The sequence below is a fragment of the Pelomonas aquatica genome (genome assembly GCF_026712205.1).
Classification (GTDB): Bacteria; Pseudomonadota; Gammaproteobacteria; order Burkholderiales; family Burkholderiaceae_C; genus Pelomonas; species Pelomonas aquatica.
On sequence record NZ_JAPPUW010000029.1, the window covers coordinates 21,053 to 42,455 of the forward strand.

The window sequence follows — 21,403 nt, forward strand, 5'->3', positions numbered from 1 at the left end:
CGCCAGCCAAATCTACCACTTACGGAACATGCTGACTTCGCTGGATTGACCAGGCATGACGCTGCGGCGCATGGTCACGCCGGCAAGGTGATCGTCACAGTGCACTTGCCGTTGCCCGGATTCCAGGTGTCGCTGAAGCCCATCCACACGGCCCACGTGTTCGTCACCACCTGCGCAGGCCGGAAGGGGTGGTATGTGATCGGGAACTCGCAGCCGCCGCCATCGCCTCTCCCCGTAGTCCAACTCAAGCTTCGATTGCACCCCCCGTAGGCGAAGTCGGTGAAGACGGCCGTGTAGTTGATCGCCCCAGGGATGATCGGAACGAGGAATGCGCCGTAGAAGCAGGGTGCCGAAGAGGCGCAAGCGAACGAGAACGATCCACCGCTGGCGACGAAGGTGATCGTGCGCACGCCCTTCTTCACCTTGAGCGTCGTGCTCACCGGTTGCGTCTGGATCGTGCGCGCGCCCTTCGGGTCGCTCGCCGGCACCCGCACCGTCGCCTGCACGGTCAACGTTGCCGTGCCTTCGCTGGAGCCGGTCGAGAACGTGGCCTGGCTGTCGGCCGGGTTGCCGTCGGGCGCGACGGCCTGCAGCGAGCCCACGCCGGCGTGGCTCCACTGCCAGTCGACTGTCGAACCCGCAGGCAGCTTCTCGTTCAGGAACGCCGTCATCGGCAGATCGATGCCGCTCGGCACATCGGTCGAGTTCGGGCTGATCGAGACGCTGAACTCGCGCTTGAACTCGACGCTGACCGAGGCCTTGCCCATCTCGATGCGGCCGTGGCTGTTAGTCGCCGGGTTACGATAGTAGGCCGTCGCGGTGATCGTGTCCGGATCGGCGGGGTCGCCCTCGATGCCGCTCGGCACGTAGTTGTGAGTCGGGATGGTGAGCGCGCTTTCGAACGTGTTGGTGCCGATGCCGCCGACCTGGTAGAGCGTGCCGTACTTGCCGCGGCAACTCCACTGGACGAACACGCTGGAAGGCGGCACCGCGGCATCCAGCCCATCGACCTTCACGGTGATCGGGAACTGGCCAGAGGTCGCCGCCACCTGGAACGGATTCGGCGACAGCGATGTCTTCGCCTTCGAGATGTTCAGCGTGAACTCGGTCATCCGTGCCGAGGCCAGCATGTCCTTGCCGATCGCCGCGTAGTCGCCCACCAGCGTGGCGACCTTGATGAGCTGGATGATGCGCGCCAGCTTGTCGAGCGCACCGCGCAGCGCCGCGACGTTGCGCGCGACGAGGTCCTCCTGCGACAGCAGGTTGACGCCGATCAGCGTGCCGCTGCCGTCGCGCAGCGTCCAGTTGGTCGAGGACGCGCGCATCCACGCCCGGAAGCCCGCCTCGTAGAGCCCCTGGAACGTGTTGCTGCTGAAGAACTCGGTCAGGAAGCTGCTGATCGCCGTCTTGAACTGGCCGGCGCGCAGTGCGGCGATCGTGTTCGGAAAGAACTGTCCACCGACGGCAAGGCTCGACAGGTCGGTGAGGCCGTTGAGCACGAGGGCCCAGCTCGCCTGCTGGAACTCCAGCTTGCCGAGCTTGGCCACGTGTTCGTTCACCATCGGCAGGACCAGCGTGCGCATGAACGGCTTGGCGATGTCCTCGATCAGCGTATCCCACAGGATTTGCTCGTAGGCTCGGTTCTCGGCGTCCGAGAGCGTTCCGCTCTCGGACGCCGAGATGCCGACCACGCGCACCGTGTGCACGACGGTCTGCGCTCCGTCCGGCGCGAACGGCAGTTGCACGGGCGCGCTCTTGACCGGTGTCCACACCGCACTGCCCGACTCGTAGGCGCCGAGAAAGCCGATGTCGGCGTAGAACTGCGCGATGTAGTCGCCGACGTTGGTGACGATGTTGTCGAACGAGAGCGCGGTGGTGGCGTCGAGCGGAAAGTCCACGACCGCAACGGCCGGCGCGACTGGCGTGAGGGTGCCGGCGGCGTCGTAGGAGCCCGACCGTGCGATCCACGCGTGGGTGCGCCGCCGAAACTGGTTCTGCAGCACCACGGTGTTGAAGTCCTCGGTTGGCAGGATCGTGATGCCGCTCTTGGCGCCCGACGGCGACACCGTCACCGACAGCGCACGTTCACGCGACGCGCTCGCGGGTGCTGCCGCGCTCTTGCCGCGCAGGCGCAGCGTGGCCGCCTTCAGGGCGTTCATCAGCTCGGTGTCGCTCGGGTCGATGCCCTTGCGACCTTGTGCGGCCTCGACGGCCAGGCGCAACGGCTCGACCACGGTGTTGAAGTTCGAGCTGGCCAATGCGCGGCGCAGTGCGATCGCCATCGCCGGGCCCTGCAGCGCGACTTCGGACGTGACGAGCAGCAACGCTTCGGCGGTGCCGCGGGAGTCGATCGTGGTGCGTACGCCGTCCTCGATGACGCTCATGAGCAGCAGTTGCCCACCGGCATCGAACAGATAGCTCATCTGAGGCGCACCGCCGATCGTGATCACGCCGGCGCTGCCGTCGGCAGCCACCTGCGACACGTTGTGCGCGGAGACGAGGTTGGTCGACGCGAGGGCGACGGCGCTGCCGGAGGCAAGCGCCACCCGGACCGCCTGGGCCGAGCGCTCGAGCTTGGGCAGCTTGGCGACGATGGTGTCGATCTTCGCGTCGGAACTGCCTTTGTCGCTGCTGCCATCTCCGGTCCCGCCGCAAGCGCCGATCCCCAGCGGCGTGCCGAGCGCCATGCCGTGCAGGCCGAGCAACAGCTTGCGGCGCAGCGGGTCGGGTTGGGCCAGCGCGTCAGTGTCCTGGATCTTCATGGAGCCTCCTCAGGTTGCGATGGCGCGCAGCTTCGACGACGACCGTTAGGCAATCGTTAGCAAGCGGGAAGGGCAACAGCGGTGCGGCGGCGGATCAGCGTTGCGGCGTCACCGGCACCCACCAGCCGTTGCCGGTCAGCACGTGGTATTGGCCGGAGGCATCAACGTGATACGTGTTGCCCTGGTAAACCTGGGTGGTGTTCGGTTGCCAGCCGTGCGGCAGCGCGACCGTCGCGCCGTTCGGGGCCACGTAGGTGCTCTGCCCCATCAGGCCGCGACCGGCTTCCTGCTGGTTGCGGAAGTAGCCGTCGCCGTGCGCCTGCTGGGCCTGGCCGCGCTGCGTCGCGGCGTTGCCGGACGATGCCCAGGACACTGCCGAGGTGGTGCTCGAGAACAAGGACGTGGGTTTTGTGAGAGCGGGGCAGGTCGCCACGATCAAGCTGGAGACCTTCCCCTACACCCGCTATGGCACCGTGGATGGAAAGGTGCAAAGCATTGCCGCCGACGCGGTCAATGACGAGAAGCGCGGGGCGATTTTCCCGGCCAGCCTGCTATTGGGCACCGCCAGCCTGGACGTGGACGGCAAGCGGATCAAGTTGGCGCCAGGCATGAACCTCACGGCGGAGATCAAGACAGGCCGGCGACGTGTCATCGACTACCTGCTCAACCCAGTGAAGCAGCACATGCAGGAGAGCTTGCACGAAAGGTAGCCCGTCGGAAAAAAATCTGGTTCGGGCTTACACCCCCTTGTTCTTTCAAGCTGCCGGGTCCTGCTTGAAGAAGCCGGCCAGCAGCGCATACATCGCCGGTTCTTCGGTCCGCATCGCAGCCGGTGCGACGAAGAAGGCCTCCACGGCCACGGCGAAGAACTCCTCGACGGCCTCGGCGCCGTAGGGGTCGATCAGCGTGTCCTCGCCGGCATCGACGCGCTGGCAGAACGTCTCCCACTCGGCGTCGATGACTTCGATCCAGCGCTCGCGCTCGGCGGCATCCAGCGGCGGCACGCCGTCGGCCAGGCCGTCGCGCATGTCGATGACGTGGGCGAACTCGTGGATGACGACGTTGTAGACCGCGTCCGCGCCGAACTCGGCCGGGTCGTCGCTGACGGCGATGGCCTGCCAGGCCAGCATCAGCGGACCGCCTTCCATGGCCTCGCCGGCCAGTTCCTCGTCGTACTCGTGGACGATGCCGTCTTCGTCCTCGTAGCGCCGCTGCGCGACGACCTCGCCGGCGTGCATGACGATGCCGACGAAGCCGTCGTACCAGCCCAGGCCGAGGCGCAGCACCGGCAGGCAGGCCTGGGCCGCGACGGCCACGGCGATCTCGTCGCTGACCTCGAAGCCGGCGACGCCGTGGAACTCCTTGCCCGCGAGGAACAGGCTGCACAGCCGGCGCAATTCGGCGAGATCCTCCGCGCTGCGCTGGGCCAGGAAGGGGTAGCGCAGCAGCGTCAGCTGCCACAGCGCATCCGGGATGGCATGGCGCTCGATGGCGCGTTGCTCGCGCCAGTTCCTGATGGCCTTGAGGATCAAAGCGGGATGCGTTGCAGGCCGGCGGCCGAAAGGCGGATCACGTCGCCGCGCGGTGGCGTCGCGTCCAGATCCCAGTCGGACAGCACGATGCGCTTCATGCCATGGCCAATGTCGTGCTCGCCGGGGCGGTGCGTGTGGCCATGAATCATCGTCTTTGCGCCGGCTTCGTCCAGCAGGGCTCGACAGACATCGGCGTCGAGATCGCTGGCCTGTAGCTGGGCGGCCTGCGCCGCGCGGCTGCCTTCGCGCATCTGGCGTGCAAGTGCCTGACGGGCCGCCAGCGGCTGAGCCAGCAGTTCGGCCTGCCACTGGGGTGAGCGAACCTGGTTGCGGAAGAGTTGGTAGGCCGTGTCGGACAGGCACTGCGCGTCGCCGTGCACGAGCAGCCAGCGCTCGCCGAAGGCGGAGAGCAGGGTGGGGTCGGGCAGGGCGGTCATGCCGCAGTCGGCCAGCATGTCGGTGTCGACAAGGAAGTCGCGATTGCCATGCATGAAGAACAGGCCCAGCCGCTGGCTGGCTCGTTTCAGCATGGCAACACAGGAGGCTTCGAAGGGCTGGTGGCGCGAGTCGTCGCCGACCCAGACCTCGAAGACGTCGCCGAGCAGCAGCACGGCATCGGCTGGCGTCTGCGCCAGATGTTTTTCAAGCCGGGCGAAGGTGCCCGGCGTGTCGGGCCCGAGATGCAGGTCGGACAGCAGGTCGACCTGCCGCCACTGCGCCGGTGCCGTCAGCGTAGGGATCAAACCTCGACGGCCTTCTCGATGACGACGTCCTCGACGGGCACGTCGCCATGGCCGCCGCGGCTGGCGGTCTTGCTCTTCTCGATCTTGTCGACGACGTCCTGGCCCTGGATCACCCTGCCGAACACGGCATAGCCCCAGCCCGACGGCGACTCGGACTTGAAGTCCAGGAAACCGTTGTTCGTCGTGTTGATGAAGAACTGCGCGGTGGCCGAGTGCGGCGCATTGGTGCGCGCCATGGCCAGCGTGTAGTGGGCGTTCTTCAGGCCGTTGTTGGCCTCGTTCTGGATCGGCGCCTCGGTGGGCTTTTGCTTCATGCCGGGCTCGAAGCCGCCGCCCTGGATCATGAAGCCCTTGATGACGCGGTGGAAGACCGTGCCGTCGTAGTGGCCGCTGCGCACGTAGGCGAGAAAGTTGGCGGCCGACAGCGGGGCCTTCTCGGCATCCAGCTCGATGAGGATGTCGCCGTGGTTGGTGGTGAACTTGACTTGGCTCATTTTTTGACGGGCTCGACGAGAGCCTTGGTGATGAAGATGGGCTTGACCGGCAGGTTCTCGTGCATGCCGGCCGGCTTGGTTTCTGCTGCGCGGATCTTGTCGACGACGTCCATGCCTTCGACGACCTGGCCGAAGACGGCATAGCCGCTGCGGGGCGCGTCGGGCTCGCCGTCGAGGAAGAGGTTGTCGACCACGTTGATGAAGAACTGCGACGTCGCCGAGTTCGGGTCACCCGTGCGGGCCATCGCCACGCTGCCGCGCAGATTGGACAGGCCGTTGTGCGACTCCAGCGGGATCGGCGGCTTGGTCGGGCGCTGGTTCAACTTGGCGTCGTAGCCGCCGGTCTGGACCATGAAGTTGGGAATGATGCGGTGGAAGATGACGCCGCTGTAATGGCCTGCCTTCACATACTGCAGGAAGTTGGCCACCGTCTTGGGCGCCTTCTCGGCGTCCAGCTGGATGCGGATGTCGCCTTCGGTCGTCTGCAGCTTGACGGTCTGGGCCGATGCGCCGGCGGCGGCCAGCAGGGCGGCGAGTAACAGTGCGGTCTTGGTCATGAAGGTGTTCAGCGGGTCTTGGGAGCGTCGCCGGTCAGGGCCAGCGTGCGGCTGATCTTGTTGGTCAGCGCCTCGCTGGGCGCCAGCGAGGTCTTCTGCGCATGCTGGTAGGCACGCAGCGCCAGGCGCACCAGCACGTCGCCCAGGTTCTCCTGGGCCTGGGCGTGCTCGGGCTGCAGGCGCAGGGCCTGTTCCAGCGCGACCTTGGCCTCGTCCAGCTCGCCGGCGGCGGCGTGCAGCACGGCGAGGTTGTTGTAGGGATCGGCCAGGTCGGGGAAGTCCTGGGTCAGGCCCGTGAAGATGCGCATGGCCTGGGCGCGGTCGCCCAGTTCCATGCGCATGACGCCGAGCGCGAAGCGCAGTTGCAGGTCGTCGGGTGTGCGCTTGAGCGCCTGCTCGATCTGGTCGACGGCCTGGGGCTTCTGGCCGGCCAGCCACAGGCGCTGGGCGCTCGCCAGGTCGTCGGCACGGGCCGGCGCGGCAGCCAGTGCGGCCAGCAGTAGTAGGAGGGGGAGGGGCAGTCGCATGAGGGTTGTAGCGGGGGGCGGCGTCAGGGTCGGCCGCTATACTGATTTCATTCTATGAGCCCCGCCTGGGCGGACCCGGTGCGGGGCTTCTTGTTGGTGGTTGCCCGCCAACGGTGCGCCCTTCTCTCCCATGTCCCTGCGCGTTTACAACTCCCTCAGCCGCAATCTCGAAGACTTCCAACCGCTCGTGCCCGGCCAGGTGCGCATGTACGTCTGCGGCATCACGGTCTACGACCTCTGCCACATGGGTCATCTGCGCATGAACATGGCGTTCGACGTCATCTACCGCTGGCTGCGCGCCAGCGGCCTGGGCGTCACCTATGTGCGCAACATCACCGACATCGACGACAAGATCATCAAGCGCGCCGTCGAGCGCGGCATCACGATCCGCCAGCTGACGGAAGAGATGACGGCGGCCATGCACGAGGACTTCGCCGCCGTGGGCCTGCTGCGCCCCGACCATGAGCCGCGCGCGACCGCCTATGTGCCGCAGATGCTGTCGCTGATAGCGCGGCTGGAAGACCGCGGCCTGGCCTACCGCGCCGAAGGTGGCGACGTGAACTACGCGGTGCGCAAGTTCGAGGGCTACGGCAAGCTCAGCGGCAAGAGCCTCGATGACCTGCGCGCCGGCGAGCGCGTGGCCGTGGACGACGGCAAGCTGGACCCGCTGGACTTCGTGCTCTGGAAAGCCGCCAAGGCCGAGGAGCCGGCCGATGCCAAGTGGGCCGCGCCCTTCGGCGAGGGCCGCCCGGGCTGGCACATCGAATGCTCGGCGATGAGCTGTGCGCTGCTCGGCGAGAGCTTCGACATCCACGGCGGTGGCGCGGATCTGCAGTTCCCCCATCACGAGAACGAGATCGCTCAGAGCCAGGGCGCCGGCTATCCGTTCGCAAGCTACTGGCTGCACAACGGCTTCCTGAACGTCGACGGCGAGAAGATGTCCAAGAGCCTGGGCAACTTCTTCACCATCCGCGACGTGCTGCAGAAGTTCGACGGCGAGACGCTGCGCTTCTTCATGCTGCGCACCCACTACCGCCGCCCGTTCAACTTCAGCGACTCGCATCTGGAAGACGCGCGCACGGCGCTCACCAGGCTTTACACGGCGCTGGACGCCGTGCCGCCGGCCGACGTGACCATCGACTGGAGCGAGCCCAGCGCCGCTGCCTTCAAGGCGGCCATGGACGAGGACTTCGGCACGCCCGGCGCCATCGCCGTGCTCTTCGACCTCGTCAACGAAGTCAACCGCGACCGCTCGCCGCAGCGGGCCGGCCTGCTGAAGGCGCTGGCCGGCGTGCTCGGCATCCTGCAGCAGGAGCCGCGCGCCTATCTGCAGGGCGGCTCGGGCGGTGATGCCGCCTGGATCGAGGAGCGCATCGCCGCGCGCGCCGCGGCCAAGGCGGCCCGCGATTTCGCCGGCGCCGATGCGATCCGCGCCGAGCTGTCGGCCAAGGGCATCACGCTGAAGGACGGCGCGGGCGGCACGACCTGGGTCAAGAGCTGATGGCGTCCAAGCATCCCGTCGAGGTCACGCCCGACTACTGGGACGAGGCCTGCAAGCACCTCGCCAAGCGCGACCGGGTGATGAAGAAGCTCATCCCCCAGTTCGGCGAGGCCCGCCTGCAGAGCCGTGGCGACGCCTTCGCGACGCTGGCGCGCTCCATCGTCGGCCAGCAGATCTCGGTCAAGGCCGCGCAGTCGGTCTGGACCCGCTGGGTCGCGCTGGCGCCGAAGTGCCAGCCCGCCAGCGTGCTGGCCCTGGGCGTGGACGAGCAGCGTGCCGCGGGCCTGTCGGCGCGCAAGGTCGAGTACCTGCGCGACCTGGCCGAGCACTTCGACGCCGGCCAGGTGCATGTGCGCCAATGGGCGCAGATGGACGACGAGGCCATCATCGAGGAACTGGTCGCCATCCGCGGCATCGGCCGCTGGACGGCCGAGATGTTCCTGATCTTCCACCTGATGCGCCCCAACGTGATGCCGCTGGACGACGTCGGCCTGCTCAAGGGCATCAGCACCAACTACTTCTCCGGCGAGCCGGTCTCCCGCGCCGAGGCGCGCGAGGTCGGCGACGCCTGGGCACCCTACCGCTCGGTGGCGGTTTGGTACATTTGGCGGAGCCTCGATCCGCTGCCTGTGGACTATTGAGGTCATTGTTCAACCACTCAGAGCGGGCCGAGCGCCGGGCCGCTCCCAAGCCGGCCCGCATCCCCTCGGGGGATCGGCCGGTGTACTCACCGGACGAGGGGCTCCATTGAGCAAGAAACACTTTCTGGAATTCGAGCAGCCGATCGCCGAGCTCGAGACCAAGATCGAAGAACTGCGCTATGTGCAGAGCGAGTCGGCCGTCGACATCTCGGAAGAGATCGACCGCCTCTCCAAGAAAAGCCAGCAGCTGACCAAGGAGGTCTACGCGAGCGTCGCGCCTTGGCAGGTCTACCAGGTGGCCCGCCACCCGCAGCGCCCGCAGACGCTGGATTACTGCAACGAGGTCTTCACCGAGTTCCAGGAGCTTCATGGCGACCGCCACTTCGCCGACGACGCGGCCATCGTCGGCGGCATTGCGCGCTTCAACGGCCAGGCCTGCATGGTCATCGGCCACCAGCGCGGCAGCGACGCCAAGGAGCGCACGCTGCGCAACTTCGGCATGCCGCGCCCCGAGGGCTACCGCAAGGCCCTGCGCCTGATGAAGCTGGCCGAGAAGTTCGGCCTGCCGGTCTTCACCTTCATCGACACCATGGGTGCCTACCCCGGCATCGGTGCCGAGGAGCGCGGCCAGAGCGAGGCCATCGGCCGCAACATCCTCGAGATGGCGCAGCTGGAAGTGCCCATCATCGCCACCATCATCGGCGAGGGCGGCTCGGGCGGCGCGCTGGCCATCGGCGTCGCCGACCAGGTGCTGATGCTGCAATTCGCGGCCTACTCCGTCATCTCGCCCGAGGGCTGCGCCTCCATCCTGTGGAAGAGCAGCGAGCGCGCGTCCGACGCGGCCGAGGCCCTGGGCATCACGGCCCACCGCCTGAAGGCCATGGGCCTGATCGACAAGATCGTCAGCGAACCCGTCGGCGGCGCTCACCGCGACGCCAAGCAGATGGCGTCCAACCTGAAGCGCGCGTTGAACGACGCGCTGCGCCAGGTCAGCGACCTCAAGACCCGCGAACTGCTGGACCGCCGCTACGAACGCCTGCAGGCCTATGGCCGATTCGGCGACACCAAGAACCGGTGATGCGGTAGCCGTCGCCTTCAGCGGCGGCCTCGATTCCACGGCGCTGCTGCATGCCGTCACCCGTGCGGTGACGGGGCAGCGGGTCATTGCCCTCCATGTCCACCATGGCCTGCAGCCGCAGGCCGATGCCTGGGCCGCGCACTGCGAGCGCATCGCACGGCAACTCGGCGCCGGCTTCGCCTGCACGCGGCTGAGCGGCTCGCCCGCGCGCGGCGACAGCGTCGAGGCCTGGGCCCGCGCAGGTCGTCACCGCGCGTTGCACGACATGGCGCTGGCGGCCGGCGCCGACCTGCTGCTGCTGGCCCACCACCGCCAGGACCAGGCCGAGACCTTTCTGCTGCAGGCCCTGCGCGGCGCCGGCACGGCCGGCCTGGCCGGCATGCCGAGGCAGCAGTGGCGGGACGGTCTGTGCTGGGCGCGGCCCTGGCTGGACCATCCGCGCGACCTGATCCGCGCCTATGCCGAGCAGCACGGGCTGCGCTGGATCGAAGACCCGAGCAATGCCGACACGCGCTTTGCCCGCAACCGTCTGCGCCAGACGCTGTGGCCGGCCTTCCCGGGGGCCGAGGCCGGCCTGGCCCAGGCCGCGCGCTGGGTCCAGCAGGCCGACGAACTGGCCGCCGAGGTCGCGGCGGCCGACCTCGCGAGCCTGTCGACGCCCGAACGTCTGGACCTGGCCGCGCTGTCCCGCCTTTTGCCCGCGCGCGCCAGCAATGCGCTGCGTGCCTGGCTCGCCCGGCACATGGCCGCGCCCGCCAGCCTGGTCGAGCGGCTGCGGACCGAATGGCATCCCGGCACGACGGCGTCTTGGCCTGCGCCAGGCGGGGCGCTGCATGCCTACCGCGGCGGGCTCTTCTGGGCGCCGGGAAGCTGCGAGCCTCCGCCGCCCTCGGCCATCGACCTGAGCCGCCCCGGCCTGCACTCCCAGCCCGGCTGGCAGGGTGCCTGGCTCGTCGAGCCGGCCTCGCCCGGCATCCCGCCCGCGCGGCTTGCCCGCCTGACGCAGCGTGCCCGGGCCGGTGGCGAGCAGTTCCAGCGCGCGCCGGCTTCGGTGCCGCGCAGCCTGAAGAAGGCCTGCCAGGAGGCCGGCCTGCCGCCGTGGCGGCGTGGCGGGCCGCTGTTGTTCGACGAGGCCGGCCTGATCGCGGTCGCCGGCCTGGGCATGGACGCCCGTGCCTTCGCCGAAAAAGATGCGCCTCAGCTTGCCGTGCGCTGGCAGGAGGATTCAGCCTTGCTGCAGAGCGAAGGCGAAGCCAGGGTTGCCGCATAAAATCGGGGGTTTGCGAGCATGCCGTCCCGGCGGCTCCGTCTTCAGCCTTCGCTCAATCTCATGGCTCTGATCGTCCACAAGTACGGCGGCACCTCGATGGGTTCCACCGATCGCATTCGCAACGTCGCGAAGCGCGTCGCCAAATGGGTGCGCGCCGGCCACCAGATGGTGGTCGTGCCCTCGGCGATGAGCGGCGAGACCAACCGCCTGCTGGGCCTGGCCAAGGAGTTGTCGCCGGCCAGCACCACGCCCGAGGTCATGCGCGAGCTCGACATGATCGCGGCCACCGGCGAGCAGGTTTCGGTGGGCCTGCTGGCCATCGCGCTGCAGGCCGAGGGCGTGCCCTCGGTCAGCTACACGGGCTGGCAGGTGCCGGTGTCGACCGACTCGTCCTACACCAAGGCCCGCATCGAGAGCATCGACGACAAGCGCGTGCGCGAGGACCTCGCGGCCGGCAGGGTCGTCGTCGTCGCCGGCTTCCAGGGCATCGATGCCGACAACAACATCACGACGCTGGGCCGCGGTGGCTCCGACACCTCGGCCGTGGCCATCGCCGCGGCGATGAAGGCCGACGAGTGCCTCATCTACACCGACGTGGACGGCGTCTACACGACCGACCCGCGCATCGTCCCCGAGGCGCGCCGCCTGCACACCATCAGTTTCGAAGAGATGCTGGAGATGGCCTCGCTGGGCTCCAAGATCCTGCAGATCCGCTCGGTGGAGTTCGCCGGCAAGTACCGCGTGCCGCTGCGCGTGCTGTCCAGCTTCACGCCCTGGGACATCGACATCAACGAGGAAGCCAAGTCCGGCACCCTGATCAGTTTTGAAGAGGACGAAAAAATGGAACAAGCCGTCGTGTCGGGCATTGCCTTCAACCGTGACGAGGCCAAGGTGACGCTGCTCGGCGTGCCCGACAAGCCCGGCATCGCCTTCCAGATCCTCGGCCCCGTGGCCGAGGCCAACATCGACATCGACGTCATCATCCAGAACGTCTCCCACGACGGCAAGACCGACTTCTCCTTCACCGTGCACCGCAACGACTACGCGCGCACGATGGAGCTGCTGCAGAACACCGTCGGCCCGGCCACCAATGCCGCCAAGGTCATGGGCGACCCCAAGATCTGCAAGGTCTCCATCGTCGGCATCGGCATGCGCTCGCACGTCGGCGTGGCCAGCAAGATGTTCCGCGCGCTGAGCGAGGAGGGCATCAACATCCAGATGATCTCCACGAGCGAGATCAAGACCAGCGTCGTCATCGACGAGAAGTACATGGAGCTGGCCGTGCGCGCGCTGCACAAGGCCTTCGATCTGGACCAGGAACAGGCGGGCGCCTGATTTTTCCCGGGAGGCCGCCGCGCCTGGTATAGAATGCGCGGCTGTGCTGGAGTCGTGACCGAGTGGCCGAAGGTGCTCCCCTGCTAAGGGAGTATGTGGGCAAAACCTGCATCGAGGGTTCGAATCCCTCCGACTCCGCCAACCAGCCTGTAAACGCCTCCTTCGAGCGGCGTTTTTCTTTGGCGCCGGTTCGCAAGGCGCACCCCAATCTGGCAGCAAAGCCGGCGCCCCAAGGATGGGGCGTCCGGGTGCCGAGGCCGTCCCGGATTACTTGCCGATTTCCTTGCTGACCTTGTTCTCCTGTTGGTTCAGCACCTTCTGCTCACCCTTGGTGATGTGACCGCCGTTCTGCGACGCCATGTCGCGCTCTTCCTGGCGGATCTGGTGATCCTGCTTGTGCAGCTTGTGGGCCTCCGCCTTGGTCATTTCGCCTTCCTTGACCTCCTGGCTGATGCGCTTGTCCTGGTTCTCCAGGCGCTGGTTCACCTCGGCGCGGCGCGGATGCTCCTTCTTCCAGTTGCCGGCCGGGGCGGACGTGGCGCCCTGGGCGAAGCTGGCAGCGGCGGTGATGGACAGCAGGGTGGTGACGATCAAGGACTTCTTCATGTGCGGCTCCATGGGTTGCTGAGGATGTTGCCCAGTTCGGTGGGCGCCTCGTCAAGAGGTGCGATGTAAACCGTCCGGCGTCGATCGCGGTGCACAGCCCATCCGTAAAGAAGCGCAATGATGTTTGGCGCTTCGTGCTTCAGTTCGGCGCGACGCGGGCGGCGCCAAAGTCCGCGAAGGCCCGGACCTTGGCCGGCACGCGGTGCGCATGCGGCAGCACGGCGAACACCGGCTCCAGCCGGCCCGCCGACAAGGCCGGGCGCAAGGCCAGCTCGAAGGGCCGCGAGAGGCCGCCGCCATGGATTGCCGCGTCGATGGCGCCGGCACCGTCCCGCACGGCAAGCTTGGCGGTGGGCGCGATGATGCGGACCTCATCCCCGCGGCGCAAATCCCAGCGCAGCGCCGAGTCCTCGTTGCGCATCGTGTGGGCGATGGCGTCGTGGCTGGCGATGTCCTCGGGCTGCCGGGGCCGGCCGCGGCGTTGCAGATAGCCGATCGACGCTGGGCCACGACTGCCGCGAGCTGTCGGGCGGCCTGAGCCTCGCGCAGGTGGAGCGGGGCATCGACGGCGACCGCGATCCGGACGGACGGCCGCCGGCTGATCGCCGCGGAGCAGAACGCCGATCTCGCCGCCGATGCGCGGCTGCGCCTGGCCGATGGCGGAGGTCGGGCATGAGGCCAGGCGCTGGGGCCGTCTTGTCGAGGCGGCGCATGCCAGGCTCGACCCGCGTGCACTGAGCCCCTCGCGCCGGCAACAAATTCACGCTTGAAGGCGCGGCGGCGGTCCGCCTCCGCCGGATGGCGGATGGCCTGCCCCCGGCACCCGTTCTGAAATCCGCCCCGGCTCGGCCGACATCGCCCGCCCATCATCAGAACCAAGAGAGGTGAATTTGACTACATCCGCTACGGGCCTGGCCCGACACCTGGTCGTCATCGCGATTCCCGCCACCCTGGTCGCCTGTGGCGGCGGCAGCGGCGGCGAAGCTCCCCCGCAGACCCCCACCGCCGCACTGGCCGTCAGCGGCACGGCGGCCACCGGCGCCGCGATGGCGAACGCGGCCATCACCATCAGCTGCGCGGCTGGCACCGCCACCGCGACGGCCGGCACGGACGGCAAGTTCTCGGCCAGCATCACCGGCGGTGCGCTGCCCTGCGTGCTGACCGCGACGAGCAGCGACAAGAGCCTCGAACTGCATTCGCTGATCCCCGGCACCAGCACCGGCAGCGCCAGCGCGACGGCCAACATCACGCCGCTGAGCGAGCTGCTGATCGCGAAGTACGCGGGCACGGACCCCAAGGCCTTCGTCACCGGCTTCAGCGCGGTCACGGCCATCAAGGCCAGCGACATCACCACGGCGCAGACCGCGCTGCTGGGCACGCTGAAGACGGCGGGCGTCGACACGACCAAGGCCGCCGACATCCTGGCCGGCGCCATCGTGGCAGGCAGCAAGACGGACTACGACGGCGTGCTGGAGCAGTTGAAGGCCACGCTCGCCAGCGCTGGCGCGTCGCTGACCGACCTGAGCACTGCCGTGCAGAGCGCGAGCAAGAGCAGCGACACGACGGCCGGTGCCACCCTCACGACCCTGCTGGCGCCGGCCGCTTCGGACTGCCCGGGCCTGAAGACCGGCACGCTGCGCGTCGTGAACTTCGACACCACCGACCCCGCGCAGGCAAGCTACCGGGTCAGCGTGGATGCCGCCGGGCTGACCGCCACCGTCGGCAGCACGAAATTCACGCTGACCAAGAACGCCGCCTGCGACTACACCGCGAGCGCCGCCGGCGCCACGGCCACGCGCGTGCTGGTGGCCCGTTCCGGCATGGCCGTGCTGCTGCAGTCGGGCGGCGTCTCCGGCGTCGCGATCCCGGAGCAGCGGCTCGACGTCGCCGCGCTGGCGGGCAGCTACAACCGCGTGACCTACGCCAAGGGCTTCGACAGCTTCATCGGCGACTTCGGCGTCACCAAGTTCAGGGCCGACGGCTACAACGGCCCGGCGGACGGCAGCGACTCGGGCATCTTCAACTGCCCGGCCGGCTATGGCGCCTGCACGGCGGACACTCAGAAGAAGGGCACGCTGAAACCGAATTCGGCCGGCGGCTTCGACTACGTCGAGCCGACGGGCACGGTCTCGACGCGCGGCTTCGCCTTCCGCAGCGCCTCGGGCCGCACCTTCATCCTGGGCTGGGATCCCGTTTCCGGCGCGGTCAACGTGCTGACCAGCCAGGACAAGCTGACCCTGCCCACCGCCGGCAAGGTGTCGAACTTCTGGCAGTTCACGGTGAGGCCAGCCACGGGCATCGGCGCCGTGACCGAGGACTCCAACACGGTGGCCAAGGTCGATGCGACGGCCGGCACCGTGACGCGCCAATACTCGGCCACCACCAATGACGGCCACTTCGACACGCTGGCCTTCAACCCGGTGGATGCGACCCAGCTCAGCTTCGCGGGCGCGCGCTACCGCGATCCCAAGCTCTGCACGGACGCGCAGGGCGCCGCCTATGCCAAGTGCAGCAGCGTCATCCAGCTGCCGTTCGAAGGCATCGTCGTGACGGTGAGCACCGTGAACGCGAATCGCTTCGTGGCGGTCTCCATCGACAAGCCCTGAGCCCGGACGGTGGTGGGGCCGGGCGCAAGCAGAATGCGCCCGGTCTGCATCACCGCCCCATGCACAACATGCCCGACGCCACCCTGCCACTGCACGAGGCCATCGCCCGCGAGAAGCGGCGCGCGCTGACGGAGGGCACGGTGGCCGATGCGCTCGGCTCCGTGGGCGGCGTCTTCGTCGTCCTTTGCGTGGCCTATGCCCACAGCGCCCATTTTGCGCTGCTGGCCTGGGCCTGCGGCATGCTGCTCGTGCTGGCCGGGCAGTTCGCCTTCCCGCGGCTGATGGCGCGAGCCTCGCAGCAGCGCTTCCTGTCCGGCTATGCCGCGCTCGGCGTGGTGCTCGGCCTGGCCTGGGCCTCCTGCGCGGTGCTGGTGCGGCCCGACAACTTCGGCTTCGAGGCCTTCGTCGTGCTGGCGCTGTGCGTGGTCTTCACGGCAGGCAGCGTCTTCAACGCCCACCACCTGCCCATGCTCTACGGCTTCCAGATCGCCGGGCAGGGGACGCTGGCCCTCATCTACGCGTTGCGCGGCGGCACGCTCAACTGGGGCATCGCGGCCGGCTTCGCCATCCTGATGTGGACGCTGATCGGTTATGGCCGCGCCTTCCACCGCGGCTTCGTGCGGGCCATCGAACTCGGCTTCGAGAACGCCCGCCTCGTCGGCGAGCTGACCGCCAAGACGCAGGCGCTGGAACAGGCCAACCTGGCCAAGACGCGCTTCCTCGCGTCGGCCAGCCACGACCTGCGCCAGCCCCTGCATGCGATGAGCCTGCTGATCGGCCTGCTCGGCGAACGCGCCCGCGGCCTCGGTGTCGAGGATCTGGTGCAGCGCATCGGCCAGTCCACCGAGGCGATGGAGTCGCTGCTCAACGGCATCCTCGACATCTCGCGGCTGGACGCCGGCGTCGAGCGCCCCGAGCCCGTGGCGCTGCCGGTGCAGGAGCTGCTGGCGGGCATCGAACGCCAGTTCGCGCCGCTGGCCGCGGCGCGCGGCCTGAGCCTGCGCACGCATGCGGCCGCGCATTGGGTGCGCAGCGACCGCGCGCTGCTGGCGCGCATGCTGGACAACCTCGTCGCCAACGCGCTGCGCTACACCGAGCGGGGCGGGGTGCTCGTCGGCGTCCGGCCCCACGGCGATGGGCTGGCCTTCGAGGTCTGGGACAGCGGCATCGGCATCCCGGCCGACCAGTTCGACGCGGTCTTCCAGGAGTTCGTGCAGCTGCACAACCCGCAGCGCGACCGCAGCCTGGGCCTCGGCCTGGGCCTGTCCATCGTCAGGCGCACGGCCGAGCTGCTGGGCCATCGCGTGGAGCTGTGCTCGCGCCACGGGCGGGGCTCGAGGTTCCGCGTCATCGTGCCGCGCGGCGCGCCGGCCTCCGCGGCCGAGCCCGCGCTGGCTGGGGCGCGGCAGGCCGAGCCCGTTGCCGGCCTGCGCGTCCTCGTCATCGACGACGAGGCGCCCATCCGCTTCGCGCTGCAGGGCCTGCTGGATGCCTGGGGCTGCGAGGGCGTGGTCGCGCGCGATGGCGCCGACGCGCTGGCCCGGCTGGACGACGGCCTGCCCGTGCCGGACGCCATCCTGTGCGACTACCGCTTCGAGCAGGGCACCGGCGTCGAGTGGGTGGGTCGGCTGCGGGAGCGACTGGGTGCGGACGTGCCGGCCCTGATCGTGACCGGCGACGTGACGGCCAGCCAGCTCATCGACATCGCGGCCAGCGACCTGCCGGTCATGCACAAGCCGGTCAGCCCCGCGGCGCTGCGGGCCTGGCTGGGGCGGGTGGCGCTGACGGCGCGCCCGGCCGTTTCAGGCTGACTCGGGCCGCGCATCCAGCCGCAGGCCCAGCCGGGCCGCGGCGACGACGGCCTGGGTGCGCGAGGTCGCGTCGAGCTTGCGGTAGATGACCTCGAGATGGGTCTTCACGGTCGACTCGGCGATGCCGAGGTCGCGGCTGATGGCCTTGTTGCTCTTGCCCTCGATCAGCAGGCGCAGCACGGCGCTCTGGCGCGGCGAGATGCCGAGCGCCTCGGTCGGCGTGCGCGGGGGCGTGGCGGCGTCCGCGCCGAAGGCCGCGGGCAGCACGACGCCGCCATCCAGCACCGTGCGCATGGCCGCGAGCATGGCCCCGGTCTGCGAGGTCTTGGGCACGAAGCCGGCCGCACCGGCCTCGATGGCACCGACGACGAACTCGGCCGCATCGCTGGCCGACAGCACGACATAGCGCGGCCCCGGCGCCTGCGCGCGCAACCGGGTCAGCGTGGCCAGGCCGTCGCTGTCGGGCAGCGACAGGTCGAGCACGACGAGGGCGATGCCGGGCGCTTCGGCCAGGCGTGCCGCGGCCTGTTCGAGGCTGCCGGCCTGCAGCAGCTGCCAAAACGGGAACTGGTGGGCCAGCAGCAGCGCCAGCCCTTCGCGGAACAGGGGGTGGTCGTCGACGAGAAGCGCTTGGGTCTGCAAGATCGGCCCGCTGGTCAGTGGATGGGTGAGTCTAGGCGTAGCGCGTCGCGCGGCCCTCGCGGACGAACGCCCATAGCCGCAGGCCCAGGCCTTGCGCGGTCGAGATCGCGAGGCTGCTGGGCGCCGAGACGCAGGCCAGCAGGCCGATGCCGGCCATCGCGGCCTTGTGCACCAGCTCGTGGCTGGCGCGGCTGGACATCGCGACGAAGCCGGGCGCCGGGTCGCCGGGGGCGGCGGCGCGCGCGCCGATCAGCTTGTCGAGGGCGTTGTGCCGGCCCACGTCCTCGCGCGCCAGGCGCAGCGCGCCGTCCAGCGCGCACCAGGCCGCTGCATGCAGGCCGCCGCAGCGCGCATTCAGCACCTGGGCGCGGTGCAGTTCGGCCATCGCGCGCGCCAGTGCGCCCGGCGCCAGCTCAGGCGCCTGCACCGGCGCCGGCTGCAGCGAGTTGAAGTCCGCCAGGCTCTCCAGCCCGCACAGGCCGCAGCCGGTGCGGCCGGCCAGTTGGCGGCGGCGCAGCTTCAGACCCTGCTCGCGCACGGCGGTCACCGTCAGCGCCAGCTCGATGCCGTCGGCACGGGCCTCGGTCTCGATGTCCAGCAGCTCGCCGCGGTGGGCGATCCATCCCTCGGCCAGCGCAAAGCCGAGCGCAAAGTCCTCCAGGTCGGCCGGCGTGGCCAGCATGACGGCCTGGGACACGCCGTTGACGGTCAGCGCCACCGGCATCTCGACGGCGATCTCCTCGTCGGCCGTGCCGCCCGGCGGGCGCAGCCTGAGCAGGGCTTCGGTCGGGCGAAGGGATTCGTGCCGCATAGGGTCGCGATGATAGGAGGAGCGCCGGGGGGAGGGGGCGAAGCCGTGCGCGATGATCGCGCCTCCATTTCGCCACCGTCCGCCGGAGCCCAGCCGTGTACATGCCCGCCCACTTCAGGTCCACCGACTTCGAGCATGCACTGCGCCTCGTGGCCGAGCATCCGCTGGCCCTGCTGGTGGGGCCGGATGCCCAGGGGCAGAGCTTCGGCAGCCATCTGCCGCTGGTGGCGGCCGATGAGGGCGAGGGTTTCGCGCTCGAAGGCCATATGGCGCGCGCCAACCCGCACTGGGGCTGGCTGTCGCAGCAGCGGCAGGTGCTGGCCGTCTTCAGCGGCCCGGGCGCCTACGTCAGTCCCGGCCACTACGAGTCGGTGAAGAACGTGCCGACCTGGAACTACGCGGCCCTGCATGCCTACGGCGAGGTCGAGCTGATCGACGGCGCGGCCGACAAGGACGGCCTGCTCAAGCGCCTGATCGGGCGTTTCGAGCCCGGCTACGCCGAGCAGTGGCGCAGGCTGCCGGAGGATTTCCAGCACAAGCTGCTGGGCGCCATCGTCGGCTTTCGCATCCGCGTGACGCGCTGGGAGCTCAAGCTGAAGATGAGCCAGAACCGCGCGGCGACCGAACGCCAGCGCATCCGCGCGGCGCTGGCCGCCTCCGGGCGGGCCGAGGACCGCGCCACGGCCGAGTGGATGGCGCGGCTGGAACGGGCTTACATGCCGGAGTAGTTCGGCCCGCCGCCGCCCTCGGGCGTGACCCAGACGATGTTCTGCGTCGGATCCTTGATGTCGCAGGTCTTGCAGTGCACGCAGTTCTGCGCGTTGATCTGCAGCCGCTCGCCGCTGCCGCCTTCATTCGGCACGAACTCGTAGACGCCCGCCGGGCAGTAGCGGCTCTCGGGGCCGGCGTACTTGGCGAGGTTGACCTGCACCGGCACCGACGCGTCCTTCAGCGTCAGGTGGGCCGGCTGGTTTTCCTCGTGGTTGGTGTTGGAGATGAACACCGACGAGAGGCGGTCGAAGGTCAGCTTGCCGTCCGGCTTGGGGTAGGCGATGGGCCGGCACTCGGCCGCCGGGCGCAGCGCGGTGTTGTCGGCCTTGTGGTTGTGCAGGGTCCACGGCGGGTTGGCGACGCCCAGCTTGGGCAGCAGCCATTGCTCGATGCCGGTCATCAGCTGGCCGGTCGTCTTGCCCTTCTTGAACCAGAGCTTGAAGTTGCGGGTCTGCTGCAGCTCTTCGTTCAGCCAGCTCTTCTCGAAGGCTTCGGGGTAGGCGGCCAGCTCGTCCTGGGCGCGGCCGGCTTCCAGCGCAGGCGCCAGGGCCTCGGCGCAGAGCATGCCGCTCTTGATGGCCGCGTGGCTGCCCTTGATGCGGGCCGCGTTCAGGTAGCCGGCGTCGCAGCCGACCAGCGCACCGCCCGGGAACACGGTCCTGGGCAGGGCCTGCGGCGTGCCGTTGTTGATCGCGCGGGCGCCGTAGCCGATGCGCTTGCCGCCCTCGATGTGGGCGCGGATGGCCGGGTGGGCCTTCCAGCGCTGCATCTCCTCGAAGGGGCTCAAATACGGGTTGTCGTAGTCCAGGCCGATGACGAAGCCCAGCGTGACCTTGTTGCCGTCCAGGTGGTAGAGGAAGCCGCCGCCGAAGGTGTCGCCTTCCATCGGCCAGCCGGCCGTGTGCACCACCTTGCCGGGCTGGGCCTTGTCGGCGTGGATCTCCCACAGCTCCTTGATGCCGATCGCGTAGGTCTGCGTGTCCTTGCCCTCGGTCAGCTTGAACTTCGAGAGCAGCTGCTTGCCCAGGTGGCCGCGCGCGCCTTCGGCAAAGATCGTGTACTTGCCGAGCAGCTCCATGCCGAGTTGGAAGTTGTCGCCGGGCTCGCCGTCCTTGGTGATGCCCATGTTGCCGGTGGCCACGCCCTTCACGCGGCCTTGGTCGTCGTAGAGCACCTCGGCGGCGGCGAAGCCCGGGAAGATCTCGACGCCCAGGGCTTCGGCCTGGCTGGCCATCCACTTGACGACGTCGGACAGGCTGATGACGTAGCAGCCGTGGTTGTGGAAGTTGCGCGGCACGAGAAAATCGGGCGTGCGCGAACTGCCGGTCTCGCTCAGGAAGAGCACGTCGTCGCCGGACACGGGCTGGTTCAGCGGCGCGCCCAGCTCCTTCCAGTTCGGGAACAGCTCGGTGATGGCACGCGGGTCCATGACGGCGCCGGACAGGATGTGGGCGCCGGGCTCCGAGCCCTTCTCGAGCACGACGACGCTGGCGTCGGGCCGCAGCTGCTTCAGGCGGATGGCCGTGGCGAGGCCCGCCGGCCCGCCGCCGACGACGACCACGTCGTACTCCATGGACTCGCGGGGGCCGAACTGGGCCAGGATTTCTTCGGATGTCATTGCCGGGTCTCCGTCAGCTTGGATTTCCGCGCGATTCTAGAGAGGCTGGGCCGCGAATCGAACGATCGTGCTTTTTTAGTGCGGGCAGCCTAGGGCCT

Annotated in this window: 21 protein-coding genes and 1 tRNA gene; 10 read left to right on the forward strand and 12 right to left on the reverse strand. The window is 69.0% G+C overall.

What is annotated here, in order from left to right; genetic code table 11:
* Positions 1–74: 74 nt before the first annotated feature.
* Positions 75–2,762 (reverse strand): hypothetical protein, encoded by a 2,688-nt coding sequence (locus NYP07_RS21755; RefSeq protein WP_268153904.1) that lies wholly within the window; start codon positions 2,760–2,762, stop codon positions 75–77.
* A gap of 94 nt (positions 2,763–2,856) precedes the next feature.
* The gene (locus NYP07_RS21760) at positions 2,857–3,159 is read right to left on the reverse strand and encodes a hypothetical protein (protein WP_268153905.1); all 303 of its coding nucleotides are present in this window, start codon (positions 3,157–3,159) and stop codon (positions 2,857–2,859) included.
* Here NYP07_RS21760 and NYP07_RS21765 point away from each other — a divergent pair.
* Positions 3,143–3,472 carry a beta-barrel domain-containing protein gene (locus NYP07_RS21765; RefSeq protein ID WP_268153907.1) on the forward strand — a complete coding sequence of 110 codons (330 nt, stop codon included), beginning with the start codon at positions 3,143–3,145 and terminating at the stop codon, positions 3,470–3,472. The genes NYP07_RS21760 and NYP07_RS21765 overlap by 17 nt on opposite strands.
* 45 nt (positions 3,473–3,517) lie before the next feature.
* On the opposite strand, the gene NYP07_RS21770 is transcribed toward NYP07_RS21765, so the two are convergent.
* The 5 genes from NYP07_RS21770 to NYP07_RS21790 are packed head-to-tail and all read right to left on the reverse strand — an operon-like array spanning position 3,518 to position 6,615.
* Positions 3,518–4,294 (reverse strand): M90 family metallopeptidase, encoded by a 777-nt coding sequence (locus NYP07_RS21770; RefSeq protein ID WP_268153909.1) that lies wholly within the window; start codon positions 4,292–4,294, stop codon positions 3,518–3,520.
* The gene (locus NYP07_RS21775; RefSeq protein WP_268153911.1) at positions 4,291–5,037 is read right to left on the reverse strand and encodes a UDP-2,3-diacylglucosamine diphosphatase; all 747 of its coding nucleotides are present in this window, start codon (positions 5,035–5,037) and stop codon (positions 4,291–4,293) included. Before NYP07_RS21775 ends, NYP07_RS21770 begins: the two co-directional genes overlap by 4 nt.
* On the reverse strand, positions 5,034–5,531 hold the full coding sequence (locus NYP07_RS21780) for a peptidylprolyl isomerase (RefSeq protein WP_268153913.1): 498 nt from the start codon (positions 5,529–5,531) through the stop codon (positions 5,034–5,036). The genes NYP07_RS21775 and NYP07_RS21780 overlap by 4 nt, the downstream gene beginning before the upstream one ends.
* Positions 5,528–6,088, reverse strand: coding sequence for a peptidylprolyl isomerase (locus tag NYP07_RS21785; RefSeq protein WP_268153915.1), 561 nt, complete (start codon positions 6,086–6,088; stop codon positions 5,528–5,530). Before NYP07_RS21785 ends, NYP07_RS21780 begins: the two co-directional genes overlap by 4 nt.
* 8 nt (positions 6,089–6,096) lie before the next feature.
* Positions 6,097–6,615 (reverse strand): tetratricopeptide repeat protein, encoded by a 519-nt coding sequence (locus tag NYP07_RS21790; protein WP_268153917.1) that lies wholly within the window; start codon positions 6,613–6,615, stop codon positions 6,097–6,099.
* Positions 6,616–6,745: 130 nt separating this feature from the next.
* Here NYP07_RS21790 and cysS point away from each other — a divergent pair, with 130 nt between their 5' ends.
* The 6 genes from cysS to NYP07_RS21820 all read left to right on the forward strand — a co-directional run bounded on the left by cysS (position 6,746) and on the right by NYP07_RS21820 (position 12,581).
* Positions 6,746–8,116 (forward strand): cysteine--tRNA ligase, encoded by a 1,371-nt coding sequence (cysS, locus tag NYP07_RS21795; protein ID WP_268153919.1) that lies wholly within the window; start codon positions 6,746–6,748, stop codon positions 8,114–8,116.
* Complete coding sequence (locus tag NYP07_RS21800; protein WP_268153920.1) at positions 8,116–8,757, forward strand: DNA-3-methyladenine glycosylase family protein; 642 nt, start codon at positions 8,116–8,118, stop codon at positions 8,755–8,757. Before cysS ends, NYP07_RS21800 begins: the two co-directional genes overlap by 1 nt.
* A 106-nt stretch (positions 8,758–8,863) precedes the next feature.
* Positions 8,864–9,835 (forward strand): acetyl-CoA carboxylase carboxyltransferase subunit alpha, encoded by a 972-nt coding sequence (locus NYP07_RS21805; protein ID WP_268153922.1) that lies wholly within the window; start codon positions 8,864–8,866, stop codon positions 9,833–9,835.
* Entirely contained in the window at positions 9,804–11,105 is a 1,302-nt protein-coding gene (gene tilS, locus NYP07_RS21810) for a tRNA lysidine(34) synthetase TilS (protein ID WP_268153924.1), read from the forward strand. Before NYP07_RS21805 ends, tilS begins: the two co-directional genes overlap by 32 nt.
* A gap of 60 nt (positions 11,106–11,165) precedes the next feature.
* Entirely contained in the window at positions 11,166–12,440 is a 1,275-nt protein-coding gene (locus tag NYP07_RS21815; RefSeq protein ID WP_268153926.1) for an aspartate kinase, read from the forward strand.
* Positions 12,441–12,488: 48 nt separating this feature from the next.
* A tRNA-Ser gene (locus NYP07_RS21820) sits at positions 12,489–12,581 on the forward strand.
* Between the two features lie 126 nt (positions 12,582–12,707).
* On the opposite strand, the gene NYP07_RS21825 is transcribed toward NYP07_RS21820, so the two are convergent.
* Positions 12,708–13,046, reverse strand: a complete 339-nt coding sequence (locus NYP07_RS21825) for a hypothetical protein (RefSeq protein WP_268153928.1) — start codon at positions 13,044–13,046, stop codon at positions 12,708–12,710.
* A gap of 139 nt (positions 13,047–13,185) precedes the next feature.
* Positions 13,186–13,467 (reverse strand): type 2 periplasmic-binding domain-containing protein, encoded by a 282-nt coding sequence (locus NYP07_RS21830; protein WP_268153930.1) that lies wholly within the window; start codon positions 13,465–13,467, stop codon positions 13,186–13,188.
* 469 nt (positions 13,468–13,936) lie between these two features.
* On the opposite strand from NYP07_RS21830, the gene NYP07_RS21835 reads away from it, so the two are divergent.
* Positions 13,937–15,652 (forward strand): hypothetical protein, encoded by a 1,716-nt coding sequence (locus NYP07_RS21835; protein WP_268153932.1) that lies wholly within the window; start codon positions 13,937–13,939, stop codon positions 15,650–15,652.
* A 68-nt stretch (positions 15,653–15,720) separates the two neighbouring features.
* Positions 15,721–17,463: an ATP-binding response regulator gene (locus tag NYP07_RS21840; protein WP_268153934.1), complete on the forward strand. Its 1,743-nt coding sequence runs from the start codon at positions 15,721–15,723 to the stop codon at positions 17,461–17,463.
* Here the strand turns inward: NYP07_RS21840 and NYP07_RS21845 are convergent.
* Together NYP07_RS21845 and fdhD are read right to left on the reverse strand one after the other, a co-directional pair.
* Complete coding sequence (locus NYP07_RS21845) at positions 17,455–18,105, reverse strand: LuxR C-terminal-related transcriptional regulator (protein WP_268153936.1); 651 nt, start codon at positions 18,103–18,105, stop codon at positions 17,455–17,457. The genes NYP07_RS21840 and NYP07_RS21845 overlap by 9 nt on opposite strands.
* A 31-nt stretch (positions 18,106–18,136) precedes the next feature.
* Complete coding sequence (fdhD, locus tag NYP07_RS21850; RefSeq protein ID WP_268153938.1) at positions 18,137–18,916, reverse strand: formate dehydrogenase accessory sulfurtransferase FdhD; 780 nt, start codon at positions 18,914–18,916, stop codon at positions 18,137–18,139.
* Between the two features lie 101 nt (positions 18,917–19,017).
* Between fdhD and NYP07_RS21855 the strand changes: the two genes are divergently transcribed.
* A complete protein-coding gene (locus NYP07_RS21855; protein WP_268153978.1) occupies positions 19,018–19,644 on the forward strand; it encodes an FMN-binding negative transcriptional regulator in 627 nt (208 codons plus the stop codon).
* Here the strand turns inward: NYP07_RS21855 and NYP07_RS21860 are convergent.
* Positions 19,629–21,305, reverse strand: a complete 1,677-nt coding sequence (locus NYP07_RS21860) for an electron transfer flavoprotein-ubiquinone oxidoreductase (protein WP_268153941.1) — start codon at positions 21,303–21,305, stop codon at positions 19,629–19,631. The two genes, NYP07_RS21855 and NYP07_RS21860, sit on opposite strands and share 16 nt — an antisense overlap.
* Positions 21,306–21,403 lie beyond the last annotated feature (98 nt).

What these genes read in the sequence shown, in the direction of transcription:
- NYP07_RS21755 (WP_268153904.1), bottom strand. Translation starts at nt 2,762, where the DNA reads ATGAAGATCCAGGACACTGACGCGCTGGCCCAACCCGACCCGCTGCGC.
- NYP07_RS21780 (WP_268153913.1), bottom strand. Translation starts at nt 5,531, where the DNA reads ATGAGCCAAGTCAAGTTCACCACCAACCACGGCGACATCCTCATCGAG.
- NYP07_RS21785 (WP_268153915.1), bottom strand. Translation starts at nt 6,088, where the DNA reads ATGACCAAGACCGCACTGTTACTCGCCGCCCTGCTGGCCGCCGCCGGC.
- NYP07_RS21790 (WP_268153917.1), bottom strand. Translation starts at nt 6,615, where the DNA reads ATGCGACTGCCCCTCCCCCTCCTACTACTGCTGGCCGCACTGGCTGCC.
- cysS (WP_268153919.1), top strand. Translation starts at nt 6,746, where the DNA reads ATGTCCCTGCGCGTTTACAACTCCCTCAGCCGCAATCTCGAAGACTTC.
- NYP07_RS21800 (WP_268153920.1), top strand. Translation starts at nt 8,116, where the DNA reads ATGGCGTCCAAGCATCCCGTCGAGGTCACGCCCGACTACTGGGACGAG.
- tilS (WP_268153924.1), top strand. Translation starts at nt 9,804, where the DNA reads ATGGCCGATTCGGCGACACCAAGAACCGGTGATGCGGTAGCCGTCGCC.
- NYP07_RS21815 (WP_268153926.1), top strand. Translation starts at nt 11,166, where the DNA reads ATGGCTCTGATCGTCCACAAGTACGGCGGCACCTCGATGGGTTCCACC.
- NYP07_RS21825 (WP_268153928.1), bottom strand. Translation starts at nt 13,046, where the DNA reads ATGAAGAAGTCCTTGATCGTCACCACCCTGCTGTCCATCACCGCCGCT.
- NYP07_RS21830 (WP_268153930.1), bottom strand. Translation starts at nt 13,467, where the DNA reads ATGCGCAACGAGGACTCGGCGCTGCGCTGGGATTTGCGCCGCGGGGAT.
- NYP07_RS21840 (WP_268153934.1), top strand. Translation starts at nt 15,721, where the DNA reads ATGCCCGACGCCACCCTGCCACTGCACGAGGCCATCGCCCGCGAGAAG.
- fdhD (WP_268153938.1), bottom strand. Translation starts at nt 18,916, where the DNA reads ATGCGGCACGAATCCCTTCGCCCGACCGAAGCCCTGCTCAGGCTGCGC.
- NYP07_RS21855 (WP_268153978.1), top strand. Translation starts at nt 19,018, where the DNA reads ATGCCCGCCCACTTCAGGTCCACCGACTTCGAGCATGCACTGCGCCTC.
- NYP07_RS21860 (WP_268153941.1), bottom strand. Translation starts at nt 21,305, where the DNA reads ATGACATCCGAAGAAATCCTGGCCCAGTTCGGCCCCCGCGAGTCCATG.